A 23777-nucleotide genomic window follows, 5' to 3' on the forward strand; every position below is an offset into this window, starting at 1 on the left:
CTGAGCCTGAAGGCTGCTGCACCTGCGTGCCCGCAATCACGGGTCTTTTGATCACTATCGCGGTCCCGCGGTTACAGACGCTTCGTGCTTCTTGGCGGTGATGACTTCGTGATTAAAGGCGAAGGGTTTGCCTGCTGAGGCGGCATTTTCTGAGCTCAAAATTCCGAAAGCCGGGTGAGTGTTTTCTGCAGGAGTGTGGCTGCGGCCGGGGTACTGCTCGCGAATTAGGCGGCAAGTTTGAAACGCTTACCGAGAAACCGGCATCTCACAGTCATCAAATGTTCAAAAATGGCGCCGGCAGACGGGAAAATGCCGCGCATTGCCTTTCGCCTGCCGCAAAAGCCCATATGCTCCGCCTAAATTGCGGAATGAGAAGGCCACAGGCATGACTGACGAACCCCTCGTTGTGTTTACCCCCTCCGGCAAGCGCGGGCATTTCCCCGTGGGCACGCCGATCCTTACTGCCGCCCGCCAGCTTGGGGTCGACCTCGACTCGGTTTGCGGCGGCCGCGGCATCTGCTCGAAATGCCAGATCACACCGTCTTACGGCGAATTCCCCAAGCACGGGGTGACTGTCCAGGAAGGCGCGCTGAGCGAGTGGAACAAGGTTGAGCAGCGCTACAAGGATAAGCGCGGCCTGATTGATGGCCGCCGTCTGGGCTGCCAGGCGACGATCCAGGGCGACATCGTTGTGGATGTGCCGCCGGAAAGTCAGGTGCACCGCCAGGTGGTGCGCAAGCGCGCCGAAGCCCGCGACATCACCATGAACCCCTCCACCCGGCTGTTCTACGTCGAGGTGGAAGAGCCCGACATGCACAAGCCCTCGGGCGACATGGAACGGCTGATCGAGGCGCTGGAAACTCAGTGGGACCTCAAGGGCGTCAAGACTGACCTGCATATCCTGCAGTGCCTGCAGCCTGCACTGCGCAAAGGCGGCTGGAAGGTCACCGTTGCCGTGCATCTGGGCGATGAAAGCCACCCGCCCAAGATCATGCACATCTGGCCGGGCTACTACGAAGGCACCGTTTACGGCCTGGCGGTTGACCTGGGCTCCACCACCATTGCGGCTCATCTGTGCGATCTGAAAACGGGCGAGGTCGTGGCCTCCTCGGGTATCATGAACCCGCAGATCCGCTTTGGCGAAGACCTGATGAGCCGGGTCAGCTACTCGATGATGAACAAGGGCGGCGATGTCGAGATGACCAACGCCGTGCGCGAAGGCATGAACGCGCTGTTCACCCAGATCGCCTCGGAAGCGGAGATCGACAAGGCGCTGATCGTCGACGCAGTGTTTGTCTGCAACCCGGTGATGCACCATCTGTTCCTAGGCATCGACCCGTTCGAGCTGGGCCAGGCGCCTTTTGCACTCGGCACCTCCAACGCGCTGGCGCTGCGGGCTGTTGAACTTGATCTGAACATCCACCCGGCCGCCCGGGTTTACCTGCTGCCCTGTATCGCCGGTCACGTGGGCGCTGATGCCGCTGCGGTGGCCTTGTCCGAGGCTCCTGACAAATCCGAAGACCTGGTTCTGGTGGTTGACGTTGGCACCAACGCCGAAATCCTGCTGGGCAACAAGGAAAAGGTGCTGGCCTGTTCCTCGCCCACCGGCCCGGCGTTCGAAGGTGCCCAGATCTCCAGCGGCCAGCGTGCGGCCCCAGGCGCCATCGAGCGCGTCGAGATCAATCCCGAGACCAAAGAGCCCCGCTTCCGCGTGATCGGCTCGGAAATCTGGTCGGACGAGGACGGCTTTGCCGCCTCCATCGCCACAACCGGCATCACCGGCATTTGCGGCTCGGGCATCATCGAGGCGATTGCCGAGATGCGCCTGGCCGGAGTGCTGGATGCTTCCGGCCTGATCGGCTCAGCTGAGCAGACCGGCTCTGCCCGCTGCATCCAGGACGGGCGGACCAACGCCTACCTGCTGTGGGATGGCTCCGCCGAGGGCGGCCCGACCATCACCGTGACCAACCCCGATATCCGGGCAATCCAAATGGCCAAGGCCGCGCTGTATTCCGGTGCGCGGCTGCTGATGGACAAGTTCGGAGTCGAGAAAGTGGACCGTGTGGTGCTGGCCGGCGCCTTTGGTGCCCATATCTCGGCCAAACACGCAATGGTTCTGGGCATGATTCCCGATTGCGTTCTGGACAAGGTCACCTCGGCCGGTAACGCCGCGGGAACCGGTGCCCGCATCGCGCTGCTGAACACCGAAGCGCGCGGCGAGATCGAGGAAACCGTCCGCAATATCGAGAAGATCGAAACCGCCGTGGAACCGCGCTTCCAGGAGCATTTTGTAAATGCGTCCGCGATCCCGAACTCGGCCGATCCGTTCCCGATTCTGGAAACGGTGGTCAGCCTGCCGCAGGTGAACTTCAACACTGGCGGCGGTGACAGCGAAGGCGCTGGCGGAGGCCGCCGCCGCCGCCGCCGCGGCTGATCCCGGCGTTTCAAAATTCCGCTGCAGCGCCCTTGACCTCATCGGCGCTGCAGCATACTCCTGCTCTCCGCAGGCGGGTATGATGTAATGGTAGCCTGTCAGCTTCCCAAGCTGAACGCGCGGGTTCGATTCCCGCTACCCGCTCCACTTCCTAACATTCTGATTTTACAGTGACTGCACCGGTTGCACCGTAGGCGGGCTAGGCTTCCTTTGCCTGCGCTTGTTCTCCGGCCGCCTGCCGGTTCTCAATGGCTTCGAGCCAGGAAAGGATCTCGGCCCGGTTGCCATCCAGCCGAGGGGCGGGAGCACGGGTTCCCGGATCCGGCAAGCCGCTGATCTTGATTGGATTTCCGGCGGCGGTATAGGCGGGCTTTCCATCCGGACCGAGTACATCAATCACCATGTTGCGGGCCAGGATCTGAGGGTCCTGCATGGCTTGGTCCACGGATTGTATCGGCCCGGTGGGAATGCCCGCTGCTTTGAGAAGGGAGATCCAGTGGTCCCGGTTCTGTTCCAAAGTCACCACTTCGATCAGGCGCTTCAAGAGCCGGGCATTGTCGCAGCGCGCCGCATTGGTGGCAAAGCGGGGATCGCCCGCCAAGGGAAGCCGAAGCGCATCGCAGAGCCGGGCAAACAAGGCGTCGTTGCCTGCCGCTATGACAAACAGGCCATCCGATGCGTGAAAAGTCTCGAAAGGAGTGATCGACGGGTGCCGCGCGCCGGATGGCTGCGGCGCTTTGCCGGTAACCGAGGTTATCGCCACGGCATGTTCCAGCAGTGCAATCTGGCTGTCGAGCATGGCAACGTCGACAAAGCTGCCCTTACCGGTCTTCTGAAGCTCAATGAGCGCTGCCAGAATGCCGTGGCCCAGGAACATGCCGGCGGCGATATCCCCGATTGAGGCGCCAACCCGGACTGGCTCGCGGTTCTTTTCACCGGTGATCGACATAATGCCGCCGCGTGCTTGAACCACCATGTCGTAGGCCGGTTCAAGCATATCCGGCCCGCAGTGCCCGAACCCGGACACCGCACCATAAATCAGCCTGGGATACTTCGCATGCAACTCCTCCCAGCCATAACCGAGGCGCTTCATCACTCCTGGGCGGTAATTTTCAAGCAGCACGTCAGCCTGCTGCAAGAGCCGTTCGAAAACTCCGCGGTCCCCGGGTTCTTTCAAATCCAGCGTTATGCTTTTCTTGCCATGGTTTATGGTAGCGAAATAGGCGCTTTCTCCGTTCTTGAACGGCGGGAAGCTGCGGGTGTCATCGCCTTCGCCGGGGCGTTCGACCTTGATCACTTTGGCCCCCAGATCCGACAGGATCATCGAGCAGTAGGGGCCTGCCAGCACATGGGTCAGATCCAGAATGGTGATGTCTTCCAAGGGGTCAGGCATGGCGTGTTCCTGAAACGTTTGCTTTGATTTCCTGATAAAGGGCTTCATGCGCCGGGCCTTGACCCAGATCAGCCACGCAAAAGAAGTTTTCTGCACTGCAGGAATTCTGGCCCGGGGCTCTTTTCCCCCGGCACGAACTGTGCCATAGGGTCACCGCCAAACGGGGTTATGCATGGGGATGACAAATGCAGATTCGTGAGGCTCTCACCTTTGATGACGTTCTTCTGGTGCCGGGCGCGTCCAGCGTGCTGCCCAACACCGCGGATACCCGCACCCGGGTGACCCGGTCGGTGTCGCTGAACATCCCGCTGCTGAGCTCGGCAATGGACACTGTGACCGAGGCGCGGATGGCGATTGCGATGGCGCAGGCCGGCGGCATGGGCGTAATTCACAAGAATCTGGACGCCGAGGAGCAGGCCCGCCAGGTACGCCGGGTCAAGCGCTTTGTCTCAGGGATCGTCTACAATCCGATCACCCTGACCGCAGACCAGACCTTGGCTGACGCCAAGGCACTGCAGGAACGCTACCGGGTGACCGGTTTCCCGGTGGTCGACGGTTCGGGCCGTGTTCTGGGCATTGTGACCAACCGTGACATGCGTTTTGCCTCCGATGACAGCACGCCGGTTTCGGTGATGATGACCTCCGACAACCTGGCGATGCTGCAAGAGCCGGCCGATCTGGAGGAAGCCAAGTCGCTGATGAAGGCGCGCCGGATCGAGAAGCTGCTGGTGACTGATGGCGAGGGCAAGCTGACAGGTTTGCTGACCCTGAAGGACACCGAGCAAGCGGTTCTGAACCCCACCGCCTGCAAGGACGAGCTGGGCCGTCTGCGGGTGGCTGCTGCCAGCTCGGTCGGCGACAGCGGCTTTGCCCGCTCCAAGGCGCTGATCGACGCCGGTGTTGACATCGTCGTGGTGGATACCGCGCACGGCCACTCCGCAGGGGTGATTGAGGCCGTGAAGCGGGTGAAAGCTCTGTCCAGCTCGGTTCAAGTGATCGCAGGCAACGTGGCGACTGGTGAGGCCACTAAGGCGCTGATCGACGCAGGCGCGGATGCTGTGAAGGTCGGCATCGGCCCGGGTTCGATCTGCACCACCCGCATGGTGGCTGGCGTCGGCGTGCCGCAGCTGACCGCGATCATGGATTGCGCCGCAGCGGCTGGCGACATTCCGGTGATTGCGGATGGCGGCATCAAGTTCTCAGGCGATTTCGCCAAAGCAATCGCAGCGGGTGCCTCCTGCGCCATGGTCGGCTCGATGATTGCCGGCACCGATGAAAGCCCGGGAGAGGTGATCCTGTATCAGGGCCGTTCCTTCAAATCCTACCGCGGCATGGGCTCGATGGGCGCAATGGCGCGCGGTTCGGCAGACCGGTATTTCCAGAAAGACGCCGCCAGCGACAAGCTGGTGCCTGAGGGGATCGAAGGCCAGGTGCCCTACAAAGGCGGCGCCAGCGCCGTGATCCACCAGCTGGTGGGCGGCCTGCGTGCGGCGATGGGCTATACCGGCTGCGCCACCGTCGATGAGATGCGCAAGAACTGCAACTTCGTCCGCATCACCGGCGCGGGTCTCAAGGAAAGCCACGTGCACGACGTGCAGATCACCCGCGAAGCGCCGAACTACCGGGTGGGCTAAATCCATGATGGCTGCTTGTATGAATGGGGCAGGGGCATGACCCCCGCCGCCCGCCTGCAGGCGGCCATTGAAATCCTTGATCAGGTGCTGGCCGGCGAACCTGCCGAGAAGGCGCTGACGTCCTGGGGACGCAAAAGCCGCTATGCCGGGTCCAAGGACCGCGCAGCGGTGCGCGACCATGTGTTCACTGCCCTGCGCTGCCTGCGCTCGCACGCGGCGCTTGGCGGCACCCGCAGCGGGCGGGGATTGATCCTGGGCGCCTTGCGGGAGAGCGGTCAGGATCCTGACGAAGTGTTTTCCGGTCAAGGGCATGCACCCTCGCGCTTAAGCGCAGAAGAACGCCAGCCGGCTTCCGCTCCGGAAGGCGTGGAGGCGCTTGATATCCCTGATTGGCTGTGGCCGGATTTCAGCACCAGCCTTGGCGGCAATGCCGAGGCTGCGGCGCGGGCTTTGCGCGACCGGGCCCCCGTGTTTCTGCGGGTGAATACCGGCAAAGGTACTTTGCCGGATGCGCAGCGGGCTTTGGCAGCTGAAGGTATCACCACTGAGCCGCATGACGCTGCGGCGACGGCTCTTCAGGTCACCGGCGGCGCCCGCAAGCTGCGCAATGCTGCTCCTTACGCGGACGGGCTCGTCGAACTGCAGGATGCTGCAAGCCAGGCTGTGGTGGAGCGGCTGCCGCTCCGGGATGGCATGAAGGTGCTGGACTATTGCGCAGGCGGTGGCGGCAAAAGCCTGGCCATGGCAGCCCGGGCAAATATCCGTGTGTTTGCACATGACGCCGATCCCCGGCGCATGAAGGATTTGCCGGAGCGCGCAGCGCGTGCGGGTGTCAATGTCACGCTGCTGCAAACGGAGGCGCTTGAAACCCGTGCGCCCTTTGACACGGTTCTCTGTGATGTGCCTTGTTCCGGTTCCGGGTCCTGGCGGCGGGCGCCCGAAGGTAAATGGCAGCTGACCCGCGAAAAACTGCAGGAATTGCAACGGGTCCAGGCAGGGATCTTGCGCAAGGCGGCGGCGCTGACGGCGCCTGGCGGGGTCTTGGCCTATGCCACTTGTTCGATGCTGAACGGCGAAAACTCCGCACAAGTTCAAAGCTTTGTGCAGGAAAATCCGGAATGGTCGGTGGCAACGGAGCAAGGATGGCAAGTTCAGGACGGCACTGATGGCTTCTACGTTGCCGTGTTGACGCGCGCAAATGGCGGTTGATAGGGTCCACGCTGGAAAACCTTCGTGTTTCTTAACGTGGTTTTAACCAAAACCGCCGCGTTATGGCGGCACTGTGCACGATCGATGGAGCCGTAATGTCCGCGCGCCAAGAAACCTCTGTTCCGGAACTGCGGGTGTACGCGCCTGAACATGCAAGGCTGGCGGCGGTTCTGCTGCTGGCATTGATGCTGATGTCAGGCCCTTGGCTGCTGCCACTGCCTGATTGGATCGGCCGGGGCTTCATCATGGTGGGGCTAACCCTGATTGCGGTGGCCGTGCTGATGATTGTTCAGACCCGGGTGCGGATGAACGCGCGTTCGATGGCAGCAGAGCTGCTGACCGGTTTCATCGAGAAGGATTCAACGCCAAGCTTTGTCACGGATGATGATGGCGTGATCCATGCGTGCAATGGCGCCGCGGTGAAGCGGTTTCAGGATGCCAGCCGGGAAACCCTGGCAGGCACGCTGCGTTCGATCTTGGCGAACCCGTCGGCGGTGCTCTACCGCCTGCAAAGCCGTGCCCGCGTCGACGGTGCTGCCCGCGAGGATATTGTAACTCGGCGCGGCCATGTGCGTCTGGCGGTTCATCAAATGAACGGCGGCAGCTTTTTGTGGCGGGTTGAAGATATTCTGGACCGCGGCAGCAACGGCCGCGGTGCCGAAGCAATGCCGGTGCCGATGATAACCGTTGGCCGCACTGGTGCAGTCCTGTTCATGAACGAAGCGGCCCGCAGCCTGATTGGCGAACGGGTGAAGTCCACCGACCGCCTGTTCCCTTCCTTGCCTGTGCTGCCGGGTCAGATCAACACGCTCAGCACCCGGAACGGACCGGTTCAGGTGCTTGTCAGCGAGAAGAACCGCACCCAGGGCCGCAGCGAGCTGTTCCTGATGGAGGTTGATGAAACCGGCTTTGATTCCGCCCAGGCTGGTCTGGAGGCACTGCCTGTTCCCTTCCTCAAAGTGGCGCCGACAGGCGAGATCCTGACGACCAACCGGATGGCGCTGCGCCTTCTGGGCGTCGAGAGCTGCGCCAATCTGAAACTTGGCCAGCTGATGGAGGGGCTTGGCCGCCCGATGTCCGATTGGCTGCGTGATACTGCTGACGGGCTGGCGCCGAACAAATCTGAGTTCCTCCGGCTGTCGCGTTCTGACAAGGAAGTGTTTGTTCAGGTCACACTCACCCGCGTGGTGGAAGAGGGGACGCCGGTTCTGATTGCAGTCCTGAATGACGCCACCGAGCTGAAAACGCTGGAAGCCCAGTTTGTGCAAAGCCAGAAAATGCAGGCAATCGGTCAGCTTGCAGGCGGCGTTGCGCATGACTTTAACAATCTACTGACAGCGATTTCGGGCCATTGCGACCTGCTTTTGCTGCGCCATGACCAAGGCGACCCGGACTATGGCGATCTGATCCAGATTCACGAGAATGCCAACCGTGCGGCCTCCTTGGTCAGCCAGCTGCTGGCGTTCTCGCGCAAGCAAACACTGCAGCCTGAAGTGCTGGATGTGCGGGATACGCTGTCGGATCTGACACATCTGCTCAACCGCCTGGTTGGCGAGAAGGTGACCCTGACACTCAGCCACGACCCGGTAATGAAAGCGATCCGCGCCGACAAGCGGCAGCTGGAACAGGTGCTGATGAACCTCGTGGTGAACGCGCGCGATGCGATGCCCCAGGGCGGTGAAATCCGGGTGGAGACCGAAGTGATTTCGCTGGACAAGCCGCTGGAGCGCGACCGGGCCACGGTGCCCGCGGGGGACTGGGTGACGGTTAAGGTTTCCGACGAAGGTGTCGGGATCGCCCCTGACAAGCTTCAAAAGGTGTTTGAACCTTTCTACACCACCAAGCGCACCGGCGAAGGCACCGGGCTTGGCCTGTCCACAGCCTACGGCATCATCAAACAAACCGGCGGATACATCTTTGTGGACTCGGTCAAAGGCCACGGCACCCAGTTCACATTGTTCTTCCCTGTCTTCAAGCAGCAGGCAGAACAGGCAGTAGCAGAGAAACCTGCGAATGCAGATGACAAGGCTGCAGCCACCCAGCATGGCGAGGGCGTGGTGCTGCTGGTTGAAGACGAGGCGCCGGTGCGGGCCTTTGCCTCCCGGGCGCTGCGGATGCGCGGCTACACCGTGCTTGAGGCAGAATCCGCCGAAGATGCGCTGCGCACGTTGGAGGATCCGGGCCTCACAGTCGATGTTTTTGTAACCGACGTTGTGATGCCTGGTATGGACGGCCCCAGCTGGGTGCGCGAGGCGCTGAAAGAGCGGCCCGACACCCGGGTGGTCTTCGTCTCCGGCTATGCCGAAGGTGCCTTTGGCGAGGCTGATCCGGATGTGCCGAACTCAGTGTTCCTGCCCAAGCCGTTCTCGTTGAACCAGCTGACAGAAACGGTGCACGCGCAGCTGCACTAAAACAACAAAGCCGCCGGTTCTGGCGGCTTTGTTGTTCAGCAGGGCAGGAGGGATTCGTACAGCTCGAATTCCGCAGGCTTCTTGCGGCGATAGTGCGCTTCGGCGTCTGGGCTGAGCGTCAGGTCGCCCCTGGGGCTGACATTCTTTCGCTCAAGTTGAATGTCCTGGTCCAGACGCTGCTGCAGGAAGGCCAGCAGCGCATCCTGATCCTCGTAGCGGAACAGATGGCTGACCTTGCAGCCATTGGGTTGTGCCTCGAGGAATTTGGCCTGGCTTCCGACATTGGCAAATGCGGGCGGTTTGCCCTTGCAGTAGGCATGCAGGAACTCGTCAAAGCTTACACCTTTGGTCGAATTGGGATTGCCGTCCAGCCCGGGGCGCTGCCGGTACCTGTACCAGCTGCCCAGCCAGCTAACCGGCTCGCGCATCACCGCAACCACTTCCAGTTCGGCGCCGCAGACCTTTTCAAACATCGGCCGGACCCAGCGATTATAACGGTAAACCGGCGCGTGCTTCAGCTCCGGCGGATCGGAGATCACCATGTCCGCCCGGTTGCGCAAAGCGGCCTGAAATGCCGTTGTTCCGGTTTTGGGAACGGACAATAAAGCCAGCCGTTCCTTGAAAAATATCATCATTCCGTTAACTGCCCGGTAAAATTTTCTGCGCGGCCTTAACCGTAAACCACTCTTTAACATCCAGGCCCTGAGGTGGGTACATCAGATTTTGGGTTGCAATGTTCTCTTTTTGATCTCATAAGGAACAAGAGGTGAACAAAGCAGTGATTGCCGCACGCCCCGGTGTGTGACACATAGAAAGGGACAAGGGACTATGGCGGATCTTTTGACCATGAAAAATAAAGTGAGCGGTGACAAGCAAAAGGCGCTGGACAGCGCGCTTGCCCAGATTGAGCGGCAGTTCGGCAAGGGCTCGATCATGAAGCTTGGCGATGGCAATGCCATGCAGGAGATCGAGGCGAGTTCGACCGGTTCTCTGGGCCTGGACATCGCCTTGGGCATCGGCGGTCTGCCGATGGGCCGGATCATCGAGATTTACGGCCCGGAAAGCTCGGGCAAGACCACGCTGACGCTGCACTGCATTGCGGAACAGCAGAAAAAGGGCGGCGTCTGCGCCTTTGTTGACGCAGAACACGCGCTGGATCCGCAGTATGCGGCCAAGCTGGGCGTCGATCTGGATGAACTCTTGATCTCGCAGCCCGACACCGGCGAACAGGCTCTGGAGATCACCGATACGCTGGTGCGCTCGGGTGCGGTCAACATGGTCATCGTTGACTCGGTGGCGGCGCTGACACCGAAGTCCGAGCTAGAGGGCGACATGGGCGACAGCAACGTCGGCGTGCAGGCCCGTCTGATGAGCCAGGCAATGCGCAAGCTGACCGGCTCGATCAGCCGTTCCAAATGCATGGTGATCTTCATCAACCAGATCCGCATGAAGATCGGCGTGATGTTCGGCTCCCCGGAAACCACAACCGGCGGCAACGCGCTGAAATTCTACTCCTCCGTCCGCCTGGATATCCGCCGCATCGGCGCGATCAAGGACCGGGACGAGGTGGTTGGCAACTCGACCCGCGTGAAAGTGGTGAAGAACAAGGTTGCACCGCCCTTCAAGCAAGTGGAATTCGACATCATGTATGGCGAAGGCATCTCGAAGATGGGCGAACTTCTGGACCTCGGCGTTGCCGCAGGTGTCGTCAACAAGTCCGGCGCCTGGTTCTCTTACGGGGATGAGCGGATCGGGCAGGGGCGTGAAAACGCTAAGGTCTTCCTGCGGGAAAACCCTTCCATTGCCTATGATATCGAGGACAAGATCCGCGCCGCGCACGGGCTGGAGTTCGACCGCCCGGATGCAGGCGATGCGGACGATATCCTTGAGGCCTAAGCGCCGGAAAATCTGATCATATCTTAGAAATCCGAGGGCGCGGCGCAAGCTGCGCCCTTTTTCGTGCGGCCATGCCGTTTCCCGCAGTGGACAGCACCCCGGCTGAACGGTAAACCTGCCCGGAACGCTTAGAAAAAGCCGCAAGAGATCCCTCATATGCCGTCGCTCAACGATATCCGCTCTACCTTCCTGAACTACTTTGAGAAACAGGGCCACCAAGTGGTGGACTCCAGCCCGCTGGTGCCCCGCAACGATCCGACCCTGATGTTCACAAACTCAGGGATGGTTCAGTTCAAGAACTGTTTCACCGGGGTTGAGACCCGCGACTACAAACGCGCGACCACCTCGCAGAAATGCGTGCGTGCCGGCGGCAAGCACAACGACCTCGACAACGTTGGCTACACTGCGCGCCACCACACGTTCTTTGAGATGCTGGGGAACTTCTCCTTTGGTGACTATTTCAAGCATGAGGCAATCCCCTTTGCCTGGGAATTGATCACCAAAGAACTCGAAGTTCCGAAGGACCGGCTTTACACCACCGTCTATCACACTGACGATGAAGCCTTTGATATCTGGAAGAAGATTGGTGTGCCGGAGGACCGGATCATCCGGATCGCAACCTCCGACAACTTCTGGCAGATGGGTGATACCGGCCCTTGCGGGCCCTGCACCGAAATTTTCTATGATCACGGCGACCACATTTGGGGCGGCCCTCCGGGCTCACCGGAAGAGGACGGTGACCGGTTCATCGAAATCTGGAACCTCGTCTTCATGCAGAACGAGAAGTTCGCAGACGGCTCGATGATCGACCTGGAGATGCAGTCGATCGACACCGGCATGGGGCTGGAGCGGATCGCGGCGCTGCTGCAGGGCACCCATGACAACTACGAGACCGATCTGTTCAAGTCGCTGATTGAGGCGTCGGCCGATGTGACCAGCACTGACCCGTTTGGCGACCAGAACGTGCACCACCGGGTGATCGCGGATCACCTGCGCTCCTGCTCCTTCTTGATCGCCGAAGGCGTGCTGCCGTCGAACGAAGGCCGCGGTTACGTTCTGCGCCGCATCATGCGCCGGGCAATGCGTCATGCCTCGCTGCTGGGTGCCAAGGATCCGGTGATGCACAAGCTGGTGCCGTCGCTGGTTCAGAAAATGGGTGCTGCCTATCCGGAACTCGGCCAAGGCCAAGCGCTGATTGAGGAGACCTTTGAGCAGGAAGAAACCCGCTTCCTCAAGACCCTGGACCGCGGCTTGAAACTGCTGGATGACGCCTCTGCCGATCTGGGCAAGGGCGACGTGCTGCCGGGTGAAACCGCGTTCAAGCTGTATGACACCTACGGCTTCCCGCTTGACCTGACTCAGGATGCTCTGCGCGCCAAGGAGATCGACGTCGACACCGATGGTTTCGACGCCGCGATGAAGGAGCAGAAGGAAAAGTCGCGAGCAGGCGGCATTGGCCTGGGTGAAGCAGCGGATGTGAAAGTCTATTTCGACATCCTGGATGCGTCGGGCCCGACCGAATTCCTGGGCTATGAAACCGAAAAGGCCGAAGGCCAGATCGTGGCCATCGTCAAGGACGGCGCGCAGGTTCAGGCCGCCGCCAAGGGTGAGACGGTTCAGATCATCCTGAATCAGACTCCGTTCTATGGCGAAAGCGGCGGCCAGGTTGGCGACAGCGGTGTGCTGACCGTGGAAGGCGGCGCGGCACGCATCACCGACACCAAGAAGGTTGAGGGCTTGTTCCTGCACATTGCCGAAGTGACCGAAGGCGATATTGCGGTTGGACTGGGGGCCGCGATGGAAGTGAACCACGAACGCCGCAGCCAGATCCGCGCAAACCACTCCGCCACCCACCTGCTGCACGAGGCGCTGCGTAATGCTCTGGGTGAGCATGTGGCGCAGAAGGGCTCGCTGAATGCGGCGGACCGCCTGCGCTTCGACTTCAGCCACAACAAGGCGATGAGTGCGGATGAGCTGACAAAGGTCGGCGCGGAAGTGAATGATTTCATTCGCCAAAACACCGCTGTTTCCACCCGTATCATGACCCCGGATGACGCCCGCGAACTGGGCGCGCAGGCGCTGTTCGGTGAGAAATACGGTGAGGAAGTCCGCGTGGTCTCCATGGGACGGGCTCCGACCGGAAAGGGCCACGATGGCGACACCTATTCGATCGAGCTTTGCGGCGGCACCCATGTGAAGCAAACCGGCGACATTGGTACTTTTGTGATCTTGGGCGACAGCGCCTCGTCGGCAGGTGTGCGCCGGATCGAAGCGCTGACCGGTGCAGCCGCCTTTGCCCATCTGGAACGCGAAGCGGGCCGTATGGCGGAGATTGCCACAGCGTTGAAGGCGCAGCCTGCCGAGGTCATGGATCGTCTCAAGGCGATGATGGACGAGCGCAAGACGCTGCAGAACGAAATCTCCAACCTCAAGCAGCAGGTGGCCATGGGCGGCGGTTCTGGCGGCGGTGCTGAGGCCATAGACGTGAACGGTAAGAAGTTCCTGGCCCAGGCATTGCAGGGTGTCTCGGGGAAGGATCTGCGCGGTCTCATCGACGCCCACAAACAGAACATCGGCTCCGGTGTGATCCTGCTGATCGCCGAGGATGATGGCAAAGTAGCCGTAGCCGCGGGTGTGACTGACGATCTGACCGGCGACATTTCGGCCGTGGACATCCTGAAAGCCGCAGTGCCGGCCGTGGGCGGTAAAGGCGGCGGCGGCCGTCCTGACATGGCCCAGGGTGGCGGTAAGGACTTCTCGGGTGCTGAGGAAGCGATCAAAGCTGCCGAGGCCGTGCTGGCAGGTTGACCGTTTGGTCAAAAACCTCTTGGTCTTTCCGGCAAAAGCCTTAGGCTGCCGGAAAGATCATAACCATGGGAGGCTCCAATGCCCGCACTCTGGATTGCACATGTGACCGTCACCGACGCCGATGCCTACGGCAAATATGCCGAACTGGCAGGCCCGGCCATCGCCAAGCATGGCGGAACCTTTATCGCCCGCGGCGGGCGTTTTGTGCAGTTGGAGGGCAAAGAGCGCCCGCGCAATGTAGTGGCCAAGTTCCCAAGCGTCGATGCAGCCGTCGACTGCTACCACAGCCCCGAATACCAGGAGGCACTGAGCCACGCGCGCGGCGCCTCAGAGCGTGAGCTGATGGTGATGGAAACCTCCGAGTAATGGTCACCGCCTTTGCGGAGATGCTGAAACGCCACGCGGCCCGAGGCCGGGTGGCGTGGATCGGTTTGCGCCCTGGCCGGCGTGAGGACGTGCTGACGCCTGCTGCCGCGAATGTTTCGCTTGCGGGTCTCGAAGGAGATCACGGAAAGGAAGGCAAACGCGCGGTTACCTTGATCCAAGCCGAGCATTTGCCGGTGATTGCTTCTCTTGCTGGGCTTGACGCTGTGCAACCGGAACAACTTCGCCGCAATTTCGTGATTTCAGGCATCAACCTGGCTGCATTGCGCAAAGCCAAGCTGCAAATCGGAAGTGTGGTTTTGCAGATTTCCGGCCCTTGTCCGCCCTGTTCCAGGATGGAGGAAGTGCTGGGCCACGGCGGCTATAACGCGATGCGAGGGCATGGCGGGTGGTACGCTGAGGTGCTGCAGCCGGGCAGGGTGGCCTTGGGCGACAGCGTCAACCATCTGACTGCGGAATGACAAACGGCGGCAGATTTTTCTGCCGCCGTTTCTTGTTTATCAGGCGTTGGCCTTGGACATCCGCTTGCGCTCATGCGGGTCCAGGTAGCGCTTGCGCAGACGCACGTTGTTGGGCGTCACCTCAACCAGCTCGTCGTCGTTGATATAGGCAATTGCCTCTTCCAGCGACAACGTCATCGGGGTGGTCAGGCGCACCGCTTCGTCCGAGCCGGAGGCGCGCACGTTGGTCAGCTTCTTGCCTTTCAGCGGGTTCACTTCCAGGTCGTTGTCGCGGGAGTGTTCGCCGATGATCATGCCGGTGTAGATGTCGGCCTGAGCGCCGATCATCATCTTGCCGCGGTCTTCCAGGTTCCACAGAGCGTAGGCAACCGACTGGCCGTTTTCCATCGAGATCAGCACGCCAGCGCGGCGGCCAGGGATGGCGCCCTTGTGCGGGGCCCAGCCGTGGAACACGCGGTTCAAAACGCCGGTGCCGCGGGTGTCGGTCAGGAACTCGCCGTGATAGCCAATGAGACCGCGCGAGGGCACATGGGCGATGATACGGGTCTTGCCAGCGCCTGCGGGCTTCATCTCAACCAGCTCGCCTTTACGGGCACCGGTCAGCTTTTCGATCACCGCGCCGGAGTATTCGTCGTCCACGTCGATGGTGGCTTCCTCGATCGGCTCCATCTTCTGGCCGTCTTCCTCGCGCATGATCACCTGCGGGCGGGAGATCGATAGCTCAAACCCTTCGCGGCGCATGTTCTCGATCAGAACGCCCATTTGCAGTTCGCCGCGGCCGGAGACCTCAAAAGCCTCGCCGCCGGGGGTGTCGGCGATCTTGATGGCGACGTTGGATTCGGCCTCTTTCATCAGACGGTCGCGGATCACGCGGGACTGCACCTTTTTGCCGTCACGGCCGGCCAGAGGGCTGTCGTTGATGCCAAAAGTTACGGTGATGGTCGGCGGGTCGATCGGCTGGGCGTCCAGCGGCTCATCCACGGCCAGGGCGCAGATGGTGTCGGCCACGGTGGCCTTGGACATGCCGGCGATGGAGACGATGTCGCCTGCCTGTGCTTCTTCGATGTCCTGCTGGGCCAGACCGCGGAACGCCTGGATCTTGGTCACGCGGAACTGCTCGATCTTCTGGCCGATGCGGGAGATTGCCTGCACGGTAGCGCCGACCTTCAGGGTGCCTGTCTCGACGCGGCCGGTCAGCAGACGGCCCACAAAGGGGTCGCTGCCCAGAGTAGTTGCCAGCATGCGGAAATCGTCGTTCTGCTTCTTCACCTGCTTGGGCTCGGGCACGTGGTTCACGATCAGGTTGAACAGCGCGCTCAGGTCTTTGCGGGGGCCGTCCAGCTCATTGTCGGCCCAGCCATTGCGGCCCGAGGCATACATATGCGGGAAGTCCAGCTGGTCCTCAGTCGCGTCCAGCGAGGCAAACAGGTCAAAGCATTCATCCAGCGCGCGGTCGGGTTCGGCGTCCGGCTTGTCGACCTTGTTCAGCACCACGATCGGGCGCAGACCCAGGGCCAGCGCCTTGGAGGTCACAAACTTGGTTTGCGGCATCGGGCCTTCTGCGGCGTCGACCAGCAGCACCACGCCGTCCACCATCGACAGGATCCGTTCCACTTCGCCGCCAAAGTCGGCGTGGCCGGGGGTGTCGACGATGTTGATCCGGGTGCCGTTCCACTCGACCGAGGTCGGCTTGGCAAAAATGGTGATGCCGCGCTCGCGCTCAAGATCGTTCGAGTCCATGGCGCGTTCCGCCACAGCCTGGTTTTCGCGGAAGGCGCCGGATTGTTTCAGCAGCTCGTCAACCAGGGTTGTTTTGCCGTGGTCAACGTGAGCAATGATCGCAATGTTGCGCAAGTCCATGACGTTCGCCTTTGTAAGGAAGTTGGGCCGCGCATAGCCCGAACCCCGCACAAAGGCCAGAGGAAAACCGCCAGGAAGCTCTGCAAATGCGGATCAGTGGCCTGAGGACTTGGAAAACAGATGGATGATGATGATGCCGGACATGATCAGCACCATGCCGATGACGGCAGGCAGATCCAGCTTTTGCCCGAAGACAAAGAAGGCTATCACCGCAATCAGCAGAATGCCGAGGCCGGACCAGATTGCGTAGACGATGCCAACCGGCATGAATTTAAGGGTCAGCCCCATCATGTAGAACGAGAAAGCATAGGCGAACAGCACGATCAGAGACGGCCCCAGCTTGGTGAACTGCTGGCTGGCCTGAAGGGCCGTGGTGCCGATGGTCTCCGCCGCCACCGCAATGATCAGATAGAAGTAGTGAACCGGCATCTCTGCCTCCCTCATCCGTGCTGCGGTCTGCCCGCTGGCCTGTTCTCCCCGCCTATCCGATCTCTGCGGGCTGGGGAAGTCCTGATGCGTCACCCGCTGGCCGGATTCCGCAGGCCGCAGCAGATGAACACGTACTTGTGCGCAAGCACACTGGACTGTGATTAGGGGTATTCTTAGGAATGCGTTCCATAATTTACACGTTTTCAGGGACTGCTGTCTGCAACCCCTGCTGCTGAGAGGGACTGCCGACATGTGCCGATGGGCTGCCTACACAGGATCCGAGATCTTTCTGGAGGACATCATCTCCAAACCGGAGCATTCGCTCATTGTGCAAAGCCAGCAGGCGGTGGAGGCCAAGACTGTGACAAACGGCGACGGGTTCGGGGTTGCCTGGTATGCCCACCGGGAGGAGCCCGGGCTGTACCGGGATGTTTACCCGGCCTGGTCCGACTGCAACCTGCGCGCCGTAGGCAACCAGGTTCAATCCGGCTTGTTCCTGGCGCATGTGCGTGCTTCCACCGGCTCGGCCACCAGCCGCAACAACTGCCACCCGTTTGCGGCAGGCCGGTGGAGCTTCATGCACAACGGTCAGGTGGGCGGGTTCGAGAATTTCCGCCGCCATGCGGATATGTGCATCCCGGATGAGCTATATGAATTCCGCCGCGGTGCCACTGACAGCGAGATTTTGTTTCTGCTTGCCTTGTCCGAGGGGCTGGATACGGATCCCAAAGGTGCGCTGGAACGGGCCGTGGCCCGGATGGAGGCGCTGTCCCGCGCCCGCGGAACCACTCCGCATATGCGGCTTTCAGTGGCAATGTCGGACGGCGAACGGCTGTTTGCGGCGCGTTACTCCTCTGACCGGATCGCCCCGACTGTCTATTACCGCTGGAGTGAGTGCATGAAGGGCTGGGCCGTAGTGTCCGAACCGCTGGAGCAAAGCGGCCATGCCTGGAGCGAGTTGAAGCCCGGGGAATTCCTGACGCTGACCCGGGACCGGGCCGAAACACAGCCTTTCCGGCCGCAACTGGCCTGAAGGTTCCGGGCGCTAAAGGCGCCCGGCCTCGCGGAACCAGGGTTCTATCTTGGCCCGCACATAGGTCCAAACATCCGGCGCTCCGCGGCTGACCTTGCCGCCAACCCGGGCATCAAGCTGAGGCAGGCTGACGTTGTAGTCCACCCAGCTGCCGCCGCCGTTCAGCAGGTTGAGCAGTACTGGCTGCACCCGATCGATCGATTTGGCAAAGGCCGCATCGGGGCTTTCCGCTGCTTCGAATTCTTCCCAGGTGGCAAGCATCGGTTTGCCCTGCGCCTGGGGCAGCATGCCGAACAAACGGATTGCGGCGGCCTGTTCTTCCGCGGCCTTCGCGGCAAGCGCTTCAGCGGTGATTGCCCCGTGGATCGGCGTGTCGCCTGCGTCGATTTCCACCAGGTCATGCAAGAGCAGCATCTGAAGCACCCGGTCAACATCGACGATTTCCGCGCTGTGCTCGGCCAATACCCAGGCGTACAGCATGACATGCCAGCTGTGCTCCGCCGAGTTCTCATGCCGCGAGCCATCCCCCAGCTTGGAGGCGCGGGTGATGAGCTTCAATTTGTCCGCCTCATTCAGGAAGGGCAGGCGGGCTGTCAGCGGGCTGCAGTCGAAGCCCGTGTCTTCTTCAAGCAGCGCAAGTGCGTGATGAAAGGCTTCCGGAAGATCCTGTTCCAGCGCCGCTGCGCGGCCGCCGTGCAGGTTTTGGCGCACAACATCAATATGCCAGTCCAGCGGCTGAGCACCGTAAAGCGTCTGGAAGATCGGCTGGCAGTGGTCGACTCGCTTGGCAAACCGCGCATCGGGGCTTTCAGCGGCTTCAAACTCCTGCCATAGGGCCAGGAACCCAGAACCTTGATCGTCGGGCAGCAGGCCAAACAGACGTTCGGCAGCGGCTTGCTCGGACTTTGCAACAGCCTCCCAATCAACCTCATCGGTGATCGGATGGTCGCCAGCATCAATCTCGACCAAGTCGTGCAGCAGCAGCATCCGGATGGCGCGGAAGATATCCACCTCCGGCCCGGCAAACGGTGCCAGCACCAGCGCGTAAAGGGCCAGGTGCCAGCTGTGCTCTGCTGAGTTTTCGCAGCGACTGCAGTCGATGATCAGGTTCTGGCGCTCGATGCGGCGGAGTTTGTCGGCTTCCAGCAGGAAGGCGAACTGGGCGTCCAGCCGGGTGCTCACGTGTCGCCCTTTGCTTCAAGCTGTGCCTGCAAAGCGCTGACTTTCTTGTTGAGGAACTCGCGCGCCTTGCGTTCGGCCAGGCGCACGCGCATTTCCGTCAGGAAAGCTTCCTCAAGCGATTGGGAGGCGGCGCCAAGCACTTGGCCCACCTCCACATACAGCCGGTCTTCACCGGATGCATCCTGTACCTTGAGCGTATCGACCGCCAGTTTCTGGGCCAGCGCCTCGATAGTGTTGCTCATCAGCGGGTGTTCTCCGTCAGACGGCGCTTCACGTAATCGGTCACATCGCCGATCATCGTGTCCATATGCGGCTCCTGGAAGAAGTGGTCGGCACCCTCAATCTCGTTATGAGTGATGGTGATGCCCTTCTGCTCATGCAGCTTGCCGACCAGGCTGGCAGTATCTGCAGGCGGCGCTACGCGGTCAGCGGTGCCGTTGATGATCAGGCCCGAGGACGGGCAGGGCGCCAGGAAGGAGAAGTCGTACATATTGGCGGGCGGTGCCACCGAGATGAAGCCGGTGATCTCCGGGCGGCGCATCAACAGCTGCATGCCGATCCAGGCGCCAAAGGAGAAGCCCGCAACCCAGCAATGCTTGGAGTTGGAGTTCATCGACTGCAGGTAATCCAGCGCCGAGGCGGCATCGGACAATTCGCCTACGCCCTGGTCGTACTCGCCCTGGCTGCGGCCGACGCCGCGGAAATTGAACCGCAGAACCGTGAAGCCCATGTTGTAGAACGCATAGTGGAGGTTGTAGACCACCTTGTTGTTCATGGTGCCGCCGAACTGCGGATGCGGGTGCAGCACGATGGCGATAGGGGCGTCTTTTTCTTTTTGCGGGTGGTAGCGGCCTTCGAGGCGGCCTTCGGGTCCAGGAAAGATGACCTCGGGCATGGGCGGTTAAAATCCTACTCTCGTTGTCGGTCTGCCGGCAGAAAACTTGACGGGTTCCGTCAGGCATCTTAGAACAGTTCTAATCAGGGGCGCGGGCCAAGCCATGCACCGTCAGGCTGAGATACGCACAGTCGGTGGCAAGGTCAATGTTTTCGCACACACGGGCCCGTTTCGAGGGGTAAATTATGAAGCTTTCCACCAAAGGACGCTACGCGATGGTCGCGCTGGCGGACATCGCGCTGCAGCCGCAGGACGCATTGGTGCCGCTGGGCGACATTTCCAAGCGGCAGGACATCTCGCTGCCCTATCTGGAGCAGTTGTTCGTCAAGCTGCGCCGTGCCGGGCTGGTCGACTCGGTGCGAGGTCCCGGCGGCGGCTACCGTCTGGCAAAGCCAGCGTCGGAAATCCGGGTGGTGGATGTGCTGTCCGCGGTGGATGAGACTGTGGACGCGATGCACAAGGGGGCAGGCGCCTCCGGTGCGCTGTCCGGCAGCCGGGCGCAATCGCTGACCAACCGCCTGTGGGAAGGCCTCAGCGCGCACGTCTATGTGTTCCTGCACCAGACTCGCCTGTCCGATGTTATCAAGAACGACCTGGCGCCATGCCCGGCGGTGCCCAGCCTGTTTGCCGTGGTGGATGATTGACCGTGCGACCTGACTTCAGCAGCTACCCCGCAATTTGCGGTTTAGATGGGATCGACCTGTCAGCGCAAAACCCGGAGGCCTTTGAGGTCTTTGGTGCGCTGGCGCCCAGGATCGGCGCGGTGGCATCTGAGGACAGGCATCATGTGAAGGGGAGCGCACCGTCTAAGAAAAGAGCCCGGATTGAGCGGTTGGCTTTTGCCGGGATGACGGCAGACGAGGTTTATATCTTCCTTTTCCGGGCAACGGCAACAGCGCAGGAGGCTTGGGATAGATCCCAACACTTCTGGGGCAGGCTCTACAACTGGATGACCGGGCCGGCAAAGGCACATATCGAAGTGCCTGGCCATTTGCTGATCCGTATGTTTGAGGAGACCGCAGGAGAAGCACCGTATTTTCTGCAGCCGGGCTGCACATACCAGCTCCGTCTCGACTATGCCGAGGCCTTTGCAGATTTGTACAAAACCCCTTATGAGGCGGAAACGCTCCGCAAAAAGATGACTCCATGACTCGTGTTTATCTCGATCATAACGCTACTGCACTGCTTCGCCCCGAAGCCAGGGATGCAATAATTGCGGCGATGGACGTTTGCGGCAACCCGTCGTCGGTCCATGCCGAGGGCCGGGCTGCCAAGGCAATGGTTGAAAGGGCGCGGGCGCAGATTGCAGCGGCTTTCGGAGCAGATGGTGCGGACATTGTTTTCACCTCGGGATCCACCGAGGGCGCTTCGCTAGCGCTGTCGGGACGCGGCCTGCATGGGGCGCCGGTCGAGCATGATGCGGTGCGTGCTTGGACCGTTGAAGACTTGGCCGTGAATAGTGATGGCGCTGTCACTGTCACCGCTCCGGGGCAGTCGGCTGTGCAACTGGCAAATTCCGAAACGGGCATTGTACAGCGCCTTCCGGAAGGGCTGGCTGTAACAGATGCGACACAGGCCTTTGGCAAATTGCCGGTGGCTTTCAATTGGATGGGCGCCGAAATGGCCATGATTTCGGCCCACAAGCTGGGCGGACCTAAAGGCATCGGTGCGGTTGTCATCAAACGCGGCACCGATCTGCCCGCTCAGATCAAAGGCGGAGGCCAGGAAATGGGGCGCCGCTCCGGCACCGAAAATGTCATTGGAATCGCGGGCTTCGGGGCCGCAGCTGAAGCCGCGGCAAAAGATCTGGCGAATGGCGTCTGGGATAGGGTTGCAGAACTTAGAAATATTCTAGAAAAGGCTCTTGTGGCTGGCACAAACCATACTATTTTTGTCGGGAAGGATCAGAAGCGGCTGCCGAACACTTTGTGTTTTGCGACACCAGGCTGGAAAGGCGAAACCCAGGTCATGCAGATGGACCTCGCAGGTTTTGCGATCAGCGCGGGCAGCGCCTGTTCCTCCGGCAAGGTGCGCGGCAGCGCGGTGCTGACCGCTATGGGATATGGCGAGGCCACAGCCCAAAGCGCAGTGCGCGTGTCGCTGGGGCCGGAGACGACGGAAGAAGATGTGCTGCGCTTTGCCGATGCGTGGCTGCAGAAAGAAAAGAAACATCGCGCCCGCGCGGCGTGAGTCAGGAGAAGACAATGGCCGCTTTGGACCAGACCCAAGTCAAGGAAGGTGTTGACCAGGAAACCGTGGACGCAGTCCGCGAGGTTGGCGGTGCGTATAAATACGGCTGGGAAACCGATATCGAGATGGAATACGCGCCCAAGGGCGTGAACCCCGATATCGTCCGGCTGATCTCGGAAAAAAACGAAGAGCCTGAGTGGATGACCGAATGGCGCCTGCAGGCTTTCGAGCGCTGGGAACAGATGGACGAGCCGAACTGGGCAATGGTTAGCTATCCGGAAATCGACTTTCAGGACCAGTATTACTATGCCCGTCCGAAATCGATGGAAGTGAAGCCGAAGTCGCTGGATGAGGTCGATCCCAAGCTGCTGGCCACTTACGAAAAGCTCGGTATCCCGCTGAAAGAACAGATGATTCTGGCGGGCGTCGAAGGCGCAGGCGAAACCCCGGAAGAAGGCCGTAAGGTTGCCGTGGACGCTGTGTTTGACTCCGTGTCCGTCGGCACCACCTTCCAGAAAGAGCTGAAAGAGGCCGGCGTCATCTTCTGCTCGATTTCTGAGGCGATCCGTGAGCACCCGGAACTGGTGAAGAAATACCTCGGCTCGGTGGTTCCGGTCTCCGACAACTTCTATGCGACGCTGAACTCGGCTGTGTTCTCGGATGGCTCTTTTGTTTATGTGCCGCCGGGCGTGCGCTGCCCGATGGAGCTGTCGACCTATTTCCGCATCAACGCGGAAAACACCGGCCAGTTCGAGCGCACCCTGATCATCGCGGACAAGGGCTCTTACGTGTCCTACCTGGAAGGCTGCACCGCACCGCAGCGCGATACCGCGCAGCTGCACGCCGCGGTGGTGGAAATCATCATCGAAGAAGATGCTGAAGTGAAATACTCCACCGTTCAGAACTGGTATCCGGGCGATGAGAACGGCAAGGGCGGCATCTACAACTTTGTGACCAAGCGCGCCGACTGCCGCGGCGACCGGTCCAAGGTGATGTGGACCCAGGTGGAAACCGGCTCGGCCGTGACTTGGAAATACCCCTCCTGCATCCTGCGCGGCGAGGAAAGCCAAGGTGAGTTCTACTCGATCGCCATTGCCAACAACATGCAGCAGGCCGACACCGGCACCAAGATGGTGCACTTGGGCAAAAACACCAAGTCGCGCATCGTTTCCAAAGGCATCAGCGCGGGCAAGGCGCAAAACACCTACCGCGGTCTGGTGTCGATGCACCCCAAGGCCAAGAACTCGCGCAACTACACCCAGTGCGACAGCTTGCTGATCGGCGACAAATGCGGAGCGCACACGGTTCCCTACATCGAGGTCAAGAATAACTCCTCGCGCGTGGAGCATGAGGCGACGACATCCAAAGTGGATGACGACCAGCTGTTCTACTGCCGCCAGCGCGGCATGGACGAGGAAGAGGCGGTGGCCCTGGTGGTCAACGGCTTCTGCAAGGACGTGCTGCAGGCGCTGCCGATGGAGTTCGCCATGGAAGCGCAGCAGCTTGTTGCGATTTCGTTGGAAGGGTCTGTCGGCTAATGGCAGGCCCCTGGGCATCA

The 23777-nt window shown here is 61.0% G+C and carries 20 protein-coding genes and 1 tRNA gene; 14 read left to right on the forward strand and 7 right to left on the reverse strand.

The window, feature by feature from the left end; translation table 11 throughout:
• The first annotated feature begins 385 nt into the window (after nt 1-385).
• Together RA19_RS08350 and RA19_RS08355 are read left to right on the forward strand one after the other, a co-directional pair.
• Nucleotides 386-2434 (forward strand): ASKHA domain-containing protein, encoded by a 2049-nt coding sequence (locus tag RA19_RS08350; protein ID WP_052261703.1) that lies wholly within the window; start codon nt 386-388, stop codon nt 2432-2434.
• Nucleotides 2435-2507: 73 nt separating this feature from the next.
• A tRNA-Gly gene (locus tag RA19_RS08355) sits at nt 2508-2581 on the forward strand.
• 52 nt (nt 2582-2633) lie between these two features.
• On the opposite strand, the gene RA19_RS08360 is transcribed toward RA19_RS08355, so the two are convergent.
• Nucleotides 2634-3827 carry a CaiB/BaiF CoA transferase family protein gene (locus RA19_RS08360; protein WP_039161696.1) on the reverse strand — a complete coding sequence of 398 codons (1194 nt, stop codon included), beginning with the start codon at nt 3825-3827 and terminating at the stop codon, nt 2634-2636.
• A gap of 185 nt (nt 3828-4012) precedes the next feature.
• Between RA19_RS08360 and guaB the strand changes: the two genes are divergently transcribed.
• The 3 genes from guaB (at nt 4013) to RA19_RS08375 (ending at nt 9081) form a co-directional block, all read left to right on the forward strand.
• Nucleotides 4013-5461, forward strand: coding sequence for an IMP dehydrogenase (gene guaB, locus RA19_RS08365; RefSeq protein WP_039161462.1), 1449 nt, complete (start codon nt 4013-4015; stop codon nt 5459-5461).
• Between the two features lie 36 nt (nt 5462-5497).
• Nucleotides 5498-6670: an RsmB/NOP family class I SAM-dependent RNA methyltransferase gene (locus RA19_RS08370; protein ID WP_039161465.1), complete on the forward strand. Its 1173-nt coding sequence runs from the start codon at nt 5498-5500 to the stop codon at nt 6668-6670.
• A gap of 95 nt (nt 6671-6765) precedes the next feature.
• Nucleotides 6766-9081 carry a hybrid sensor histidine kinase/response regulator gene (locus tag RA19_RS08375; protein WP_039161467.1) on the forward strand — a complete coding sequence of 772 codons (2316 nt, stop codon included), beginning with the start codon at nt 6766-6768 and terminating at the stop codon, nt 9079-9081.
• A gap of 35 nt (nt 9082-9116) precedes the next feature.
• Here the strand turns inward: RA19_RS08375 and RA19_RS08380 are convergent, their stop codons facing one another.
• Nucleotides 9117-9716, reverse strand: a complete 600-nt coding sequence (locus tag RA19_RS08380) for a hypothetical protein (protein WP_039161469.1) — start codon at nt 9714-9716, stop codon at nt 9117-9119.
• Between the two features lie 193 nt (nt 9717-9909).
• On the opposite strand from RA19_RS08380, the gene recA reads away from it, so the two are divergent.
• From recA to RA19_RS08400, 4 genes are all read left to right on the forward strand, one after another.
• Entirely contained in the window at nt 9910-10977 is a 1068-nt protein-coding gene (gene recA / locus RA19_RS08385; RefSeq protein WP_039123647.1) for a recombinase RecA, read from the forward strand.
• A 156-nt stretch (nt 10978-11133) separates the two neighbouring features.
• Complete coding sequence (gene alaS, locus RA19_RS08390; protein ID WP_039161471.1) at nt 11134-13785, forward strand: alanine--tRNA ligase; 2652 nt, start codon at nt 11134-11136, stop codon at nt 13783-13785.
• 78 nt (nt 13786-13863) lie between these two features.
• A complete protein-coding gene (locus tag RA19_RS08395; protein WP_039161473.1) occupies nt 13864-14151 on the forward strand; it encodes a DUF1330 domain-containing protein in 288 nt (95 codons plus the stop codon).
• A complete protein-coding gene (locus tag RA19_RS08400; protein WP_039161475.1) occupies nt 14151-14630 on the forward strand; it encodes an MOSC domain-containing protein in 480 nt (159 codons plus the stop codon). The genes RA19_RS08395 and RA19_RS08400 overlap by 1 nt, the downstream gene beginning before the upstream one ends.
• Before the next feature lie 39 nt (nt 14631-14669).
• Here the strand turns inward: RA19_RS08400 and typA are convergent, their stop codons facing one another.
• Nucleotides 14670-16490: a translational GTPase TypA gene (typA, locus tag RA19_RS08405; protein WP_039161478.1), complete on the reverse strand. Its 1821-nt coding sequence runs from the start codon at nt 16488-16490 to the stop codon at nt 14670-14672.
• 93 nt (nt 16491-16583) lie between these two features.
• On the reverse strand, nt 16584-16919 hold the full coding sequence (locus RA19_RS08410; RefSeq protein WP_039161481.1) for a DMT family transporter: 336 nt from the start codon (nt 16917-16919) through the stop codon (nt 16584-16586).
• Between the two features lie 250 nt (nt 16920-17169).
• Here RA19_RS08410 and RA19_RS08415 point away from each other — a divergent pair, with 250 nt between their 5' ends.
• On the forward strand, nt 17170-17952 hold the full coding sequence (locus RA19_RS08415) for a class II glutamine amidotransferase (protein WP_039161483.1): 783 nt from the start codon (nt 17170-17172) through the stop codon (nt 17950-17952).
• Between the two features lie 12 nt (nt 17953-17964).
• Here RA19_RS08415 and RA19_RS08420 read toward each other — a convergent pair whose 3' ends face one another.
• Genes RA19_RS08420 through RA19_RS08430 form a run of 3 tightly spaced genes read right to left on the reverse strand, consistent with a single transcriptional unit; the run spans nt 17965 to nt 20029 of the window.
• Nucleotides 17965-19134 carry an HD domain-containing protein gene (locus RA19_RS08420; RefSeq protein WP_039161486.1) on the reverse strand — a complete coding sequence of 390 codons (1170 nt, stop codon included), beginning with the start codon at nt 19132-19134 and terminating at the stop codon, nt 17965-17967.
• Nucleotides 19131-19376 (reverse strand): hypothetical protein, encoded by a 246-nt coding sequence (locus RA19_RS08425; RefSeq protein WP_039161489.1) that lies wholly within the window; start codon nt 19374-19376, stop codon nt 19131-19133. The genes RA19_RS08420 and RA19_RS08425 overlap by 4 nt, the downstream gene beginning before the upstream one ends.
• Nucleotides 19376-20029, reverse strand: a complete 654-nt coding sequence (locus RA19_RS08430; RefSeq protein ID WP_039123655.1) for an alpha/beta hydrolase — start codon at nt 20027-20029, stop codon at nt 19376-19378. The genes RA19_RS08425 and RA19_RS08430 overlap by 1 nt, the downstream gene beginning before the upstream one ends.
• Nucleotides 20030-20214: 185 nt before the next feature.
• Between RA19_RS08430 and RA19_RS08435 the strand changes: the two genes are divergently transcribed.
• From RA19_RS08435 to sufB, 4 genes are read left to right on the forward strand one after another with little or no spacing between them, the layout of a single operon-like run.
• The gene (locus RA19_RS08435) at nt 20215-20673 is read left to right on the forward strand and encodes an Rrf2 family transcriptional regulator (protein ID WP_039161491.1); all 459 of its coding nucleotides are present in this window, start codon (nt 20215-20217) and stop codon (nt 20671-20673) included.
• Nucleotides 20670-21179: a hypothetical protein gene (locus RA19_RS08440; RefSeq protein WP_206540266.1), complete on the forward strand. Its 510-nt coding sequence runs from the start codon at nt 20670-20672 to the stop codon at nt 21177-21179. The genes RA19_RS08435 and RA19_RS08440 overlap by 4 nt, the downstream gene beginning before the upstream one ends.
• Nucleotides 21176-22219 (forward strand): cysteine desulfurase family protein, encoded by a 1044-nt coding sequence (locus tag RA19_RS08445; RefSeq protein ID WP_039161496.1) that lies wholly within the window; start codon nt 21176-21178, stop codon nt 22217-22219. The genes RA19_RS08440 and RA19_RS08445 overlap by 4 nt, the downstream gene beginning before the upstream one ends.
• A 14-nt stretch (nt 22220-22233) precedes the next feature.
• Nucleotides 22234-23757, forward strand: coding sequence for a Fe-S cluster assembly protein SufB (gene sufB, locus RA19_RS08450; protein WP_039161498.1), 1524 nt, complete (start codon nt 22234-22236; stop codon nt 23755-23757).
• The last annotated feature ends 20 nt before the right edge of the window (nt 23758-23777 follow it).

The sequence above is a fragment of the Leisingera sp. ANG-M1 genome (genome assembly GCF_000813745.1).
Lineage (GTDB): Bacteria > Pseudomonadota > Alphaproteobacteria > Rhodobacterales > Rhodobacteraceae > Leisingera.